The organism is Cryobacterium sp. 10I5 (assembly GCF_035019865.1).
In the GTDB taxonomy this organism is placed as follows: Bacteria; Actinomycetota; Actinomycetes; order Actinomycetales; family Microbacteriaceae; genus Cryobacterium; species Cryobacterium breve_A.
In genome coordinates, this window is the sequence record NZ_JASJVI010000145.1 from 1 (window position 1) to 4,949 (window position 4,949).

Sequence of the window (4,949 nt, forward strand, 5' to 3'; positions counted from 1 at the left end):
GGCCGCCGCCGTGCACAACCGTGTCGGCGGTGCCGTCGGCGCCCCGCAGGTAGTGCTCCTCGTCCTGGGCGAGCGGATGCCCCGGCAGGAACGGCGCGAGGTGCGCCTTCGCCGCGACGGGGCCGACGCCGGGTCCACCACCGCCGTGCGGGATGCAGAAGGTCTTGTGCAGGTTGAGGTGCGACACGTCGCCGCCGAAGTCGCCGTACCGGGCGAAGCCGAGCAGGGCGTTGAGGTTGGCGCCGTCGACGTAGACCTGCCCGCCGGCCGCGTGCACGGCCTGGCAGATGGTGCCGACCTCGTGCTCGTAGACGCCGTGGGTGGAGGGGTAGGTGATCATGAGCGCCGCGAGGCTGTCGGCGTGCTCGGCGATCTTCGCCCGCAGGTCGTCGAGGTCGACGTTGCCGAGCTCGTCGCACGCGACGACGACGACCTTCATCCCGGCGAGGACCGCGGATGCCGCGTTCGTGCCGTGCGCGCTCGACGGGATCAGGCAGATGGTGCGTTCGGCGTTTCCGTTGGCCAGATGGTATCCGCGGATGGCGAGCAGCCCGGACAGTTCGCCCTGGCTCCCCGCGTTCGGCTGGAGCGACACGGAGTCGTACCCCGTGACATCCGTCAGCCAGGTCTCGAGCTGCCGGATGAGTTCGAGGTACCCGTCGACGTCGTCGCGCGGGGCGAAGGGGTGGATCCCGCTGAACTCCGGCCAGCTGACGGCTTCCATCTCGGTCGCCGCATTGAGCTTCATCGTGCAGGAGCCGAGCGGGATCATGCCGCGGTCGAGCGCGTAGTCGTAGTCGGCGAGGCGCTTGAGGTAGCGCATCATGCTCGTCTCGGAGCGGTGCGTGTTGAATACCGGGTGCTCGAGGTACGTGGTCGTGCGGGCGAGATCCTCCGGGAGCCCGGTGACGGATGCCTCGAGGTCGACGTGACCGAAGGCATCCGTGCCGCCGAACGCGCCGAGCACGGCGGAGAGATCGCTCCGGGTGGTGGTCTCGTCGACGCTGATGCCGATCGTGTCGCAGTCGACCTGGTAAAGGTTGACCCCGGCGCCCGAGGCGCGGGCGACGATCTCGGCGGCCCGGGACGGCATCGAGACCCGCACGGTGTCGAAGAAGGTGTCGTTCAGCACAGTCACGTCGGCGGCGCGGAGCGCGGCGACGAGCCGACCGGCGTTCTCGTGCACCCCGCGTGCGATCTGGCGGAGCCCGTCCGGGCCGTGGTAGACGGCGTACATGCCCGCCATCACGGCGAGGAGCACCTGGGCGGTGCAGATGTTCGAGGTTGCCTTGTCCCGGCGGATGTGCTGCTCGCGCACCTGGAGCGACAGGCGGTAGGCCGGGTGGCCGGCCGCATCCACGCTCACGCCGACGAGGCGGCCGGGCATCTGGCGTTCGAGGCCCTTGCGGACGGCGAGGTAGCCGGCGTGCGGACCGCCGAAGCCCATCGGCACGCCGAAGCGCTGGCTCGTGCCCACGGCGACGTCGGCGCCGAGTTCACCGGGCGACGCGATCAGGGTGAGCGCGAGCAGGTCGGCGGCGACGACGGCGAGGGCGCCCTGGGCGTGTGCGGCCTCGATCACGGCGGCGGGATTCCAGACCCGGCCGGTCGCGCCGGGGTACTGCACGAACACGCCGAAGTACTCGCCGAGCCCGGCGGGGGCATCCGCGTCATCGTCGGCGGGGGCGGATGTCCCCGCGTCGGCTGGGAGCGTGCCGAGCGTCCCGAAGTCGGTCTCCGCAAGCTCGATCCCGAGCGCGGCGGCCCGGTTCGCGAGCAGGGCCTTCGTCTGCGGGAGCGCGTCGGCGTCGACGAGGAACCGGTTCGACGGCGACTTCGACCCGCGGCGAGCGAGGAGCATGCCCTCGACGACCGCGGTCGACTCGTCGAGCATCGAAGCGTTCGCGGTGTGCAGCCCGGTCAGGTCGGCGATCATCGTCTGGAAGTTGATCAGCGCCTCGAGCCGGCCCTGGGAGATCTCGGGCTGGTACGGGGTGTACGCCGTGTACCAGCTCGGGTTCTCGAGCACGTTGCGCTTGATCACGGCGGGCGTGATCGTGTCGTAGTAGCCCAGCCCGATCATCGAGCGCTGCACGGTGTTGCGTCCGGCGAGGGCACGCAGTTCGGCGAGCGCCTCGCGCTCGCTCGCTGCGGGCGGAAGCAGGGTGTCCGACGCCGACCGGAACCCGTCGACGTGGATGGAGGCGGGGACGGCGGCGGCCACGAGGGCGTCGACCGAGTCGTAGCCGAGGCGGGAGAGCATCGTGGCCTGCGCCGCGGCATCCGTGCCGATGTGCCGTTCGGTGAATGGCCGTTCGGCGGCCTGGGACGAGGCCTGGGTGGTCAGGGTGGGACTGAGGTGCTTGGTCATCTGGCGCTGCCTGCTTCCGGTCGCGTTATTCGCCGGTGAGGGCTGAGTATTCGGAGTGGCTGAGGAGGGGCGGCAGCTCGAGGAACGTGACCTTGATCAGCCAGCCCTCCCCGAACGGGTCGCTGTTGACGAGCTCGGGGCTGTCGACGACGCCGTCGTTGGTGGCGGTGACCGTGCCGGTGACCGGTGCGAAGAGCTCGCCGACGGACTTGGTGGATTCGATCTCGCCGACGATCGAGCCGGCGATGACGCCCGTGCCGACGGCGGGCAGTTCGACGAAGACGACGTCACCGAGCTTCTCGGCGGCGTATGCCGTGATGCCGACGGTGGCGGTGTCGCCCTCGATGAGCACCCACTCGTGTTCTGCGGTGTACTGGAGGGTGGTCTGGTCGGTCATGGGATGTCCTTTCGGCGGAACAACGGGCAGTGCGTCTGGCGTGGGGTGCCGGCGGGATTCGCCGGCGGGACTGAGCGGAGCGGATGCCCGCGGGGTCAGGGCGTGCGGGGTCAGAGCGTGCGGGGTCAGGGCTTGCGGGAGTAGAACGGGAGCGCGGTCACGGTCGCGGGGATGCGCGTGCCGCGCACGTCGACGAAGACCTCGGTGCCGAGCCGGGCGATCGACGGCGAGACGTACGCCATCATGACCGGATGCCCCAGGGTCGGGGAGAGGGCGCCGCTCGTGATCATGCCCTCCGGGGTGTGCGCGTCGGCGGTGCGGTAGACGTCGTAGGACGCGCGGCCGGCGCGCTTGCCCGCCGACACGAGTCCCACGAGGACGGCGGACCCCGCCTGGGGACCCTCTTCGCTCGCGGCACGGCCGATGAAGTCGGTCTCCTTGGCGAGGTTGACGACCCGGCCGAGTCCGGCCTGGGCGGGGTAGGTCGCCTCGCTCAGTTCGTGGCCGTAGAGGGGCATCCCGGCCTCGAGTCGCAGGGTGTCGCGGCTCGCAAGCCCTGCGGGCACGAGGCCGTGGTCGGCGCCGGCCGCTGTCAGGGCATTCCAGAGTGCGAGGGCCTTATTGATGGGCACGTACAGTTCGAAGCCGTCCTCCCCGGTGTACCCGGTGCGGGCGATCAGCACAGGCACGTCGGTGAAGGCGCCCGTCATGGCCCGGTAGTAGCGGAGGGCGCCGAGGTCGTCGGTCGCCGTGAGCCCGATGGTGGCCTGCAGGATGGTGAGGGAGTTCGGGCCCTGCACGGCGATGAGCGCGGTGTCGTCGCTCTCGTCCGTCACGGTCACGTCGAAGCGGGCCGCCCGCTTGGTGAGGGCCTCGAGCGCCGGGAAGTGGTTGCCGGCGTTGGCGATCACGAGGAATTCGCTCTCGCCGGTGCGGTAGACGACGACGTCGTCGACGATGCCGCCGGCCGCGTTCAGGATCAGGCTGTACTTCGCCTGGAAGAGGGCGATCGCGGAGAGCTTGCCGGCGAGGGCGTAGTCGAGGTAGGCCGCGGCATCCGCCCCGCTCACTCGGATCTCGGCCATGTGGGAGAGGTCGAACAGGCCAGCGGCGGTGCGTACCGCGTGGTGCTCGGCGAGATCGCTCGAGTAGCGCACCGGCATCTGCCAGCCGGCGAAGTCGGTGAAGCTGGCTCCGGCGTCGACGTGCGCCTGGTGGAGCGGGGAATACCGTTCGGTCAGTTCCGGGGTCATGAGTTCTCCAGGCAGGTCGGCCGCGGCCGAGCGAGATTCTCGGGGTCGAAAGACCCCGTGGGAACTCCCCCTCTGTCGTCAGGCCTGAGAGCTTCGCCGCGTCCTGGTCGGGACGTGACTTTCACCATGGGCGAGCCGCACTGTGCTGCGACTACTTTTCAGAGTGGCCAGTCCGATGCGGTACGAGTACCTGAGAGATTGTCGGGGAGGATTGCTCCTTCGGTGTCCGGCCGCCGGGGCGCCGGACTCTCCCGCATCGGCCATATCGGCCCGGTATTCAGTTGGACGGCGCACCTGTTCCGGCTCGACCGCTTCGCGAGCAGCTTAGCAGCCGGGGTTCCGCGCTGCCGTGTGCGAAGACGGTCGTCCGGGAGGCGTCTGTGGGCCCCGGTGTGGCCGCCCGTCCGGTTCACCGGGTCGCGCTACAGTGACGTGCCCGCACAAGCGGCAACGAACGAAGGCCCCCATGAACTACTCCGTCGATGCCCCCCGGAACCGCAGCCGGGAGGCCTGGACCCCGAGCCGCCGCAGCACCACCTGGTGGCAGCTGCACAAGACCCGCGGGCTTCCGGCGTTCGACGCCCGCGTGACCCCGGTCGATCCCGAGTCATTCCAGGCTTGGAACGAAGTCATCGTGGCGACGATCGTCGAGCCGAACGCGCAGGCGATCGCCCTCAACGCCCAGTTGCACGCGGATGCCGCCGATCGCCGCGTCGAGGTCCGCTGGACCGAGAAGGTGCTCGGCGTCCCGATCCGGCGCCGCAGCCTGATCACTCTCGGCTGAGCGGGCCGACCGGTTCGGGCCCGCCTGAACGGGCGGGCCTGAACGGGCGGGCCTGAACGGGCGGGCCTGAACGGGCGGGCCTGAACGGGCCGGCCTCATCGGTTCGGCCTGGTCAGTCGGGCCTGATCACGCTCGGAACGAGTC

Annotated in this window: 4 protein-coding genes and 1 riboswitch; of the genes, 1 reads left to right on the forward strand and 3 read right to left on the reverse strand. The window is 70.3% G+C overall.

Annotated features, from left to right (window positions below):
- From gcvP to gcvT, 3 genes are all read right to left on the reverse strand, one after another.
- Positions 1-2,263 (reverse strand): aminomethyl-transferring glycine dehydrogenase (gene gcvP, locus QN350_RS18935; RefSeq protein ID WP_323517109.1); only part of this gene is annotated, 2,263 nt, incomplete at its 3' end.
- A gap of 133 nt (positions 2,264-2,396) precedes the next feature.
- Positions 2,397-2,768 carry a glycine cleavage system protein GcvH gene (gene gcvH, locus QN350_RS18940; protein ID WP_281534314.1) on the reverse strand — a complete coding sequence of 124 codons (372 nt, stop codon included), beginning with the start codon at positions 2,766-2,768 and terminating at the stop codon, positions 2,397-2,399.
- A gap of 125 nt (positions 2,769-2,893) precedes the next feature.
- Positions 2,894-4,021 carry a glycine cleavage system aminomethyltransferase GcvT gene (gene gcvT / locus QN350_RS18945; RefSeq protein WP_322139313.1) on the reverse strand — a complete coding sequence of 376 codons (1,128 nt, stop codon included), beginning with the start codon at positions 4,019-4,021 and terminating at the stop codon, positions 2,894-2,896.
- A 168-nt stretch (positions 4,022-4,189) separates the two neighbouring features.
- Positions 4,190-4,285: riboswitch (glycine riboswitch) on the reverse strand.
- A gap of 202 nt (positions 4,286-4,487) precedes the next feature.
- On the opposite strand from gcvT, the gene QN350_RS18950 reads away from it, so the two are divergent.
- Positions 4,488-4,805, forward strand: coding sequence for a hypothetical protein (locus tag QN350_RS18950; RefSeq protein ID WP_322139312.1), 318 nt, complete (start codon positions 4,488-4,490; stop codon positions 4,803-4,805).
- Positions 4,806-4,949 lie beyond the last annotated feature (144 nt).

Coding starts and splice junctions, on each gene's coding strand:
- gcvH (WP_281534314.1), bottom strand. CDS start 2,768: ATGACCGACCAGACCACCCTCCAGTACACCGCAGAACACGAGTGGGTG.
- gcvT (WP_322139313.1), bottom strand. CDS start 4,021: ATGACCCCGGAACTGACCGAACGGTATTCCCCGCTCCACCAGGCGCAC.
- QN350_RS18950 (WP_322139312.1), top strand. CDS start 4,488: ATGAACTACTCCGTCGATGCCCCCCGGAACCGCAGCCGGGAGGCCTGG.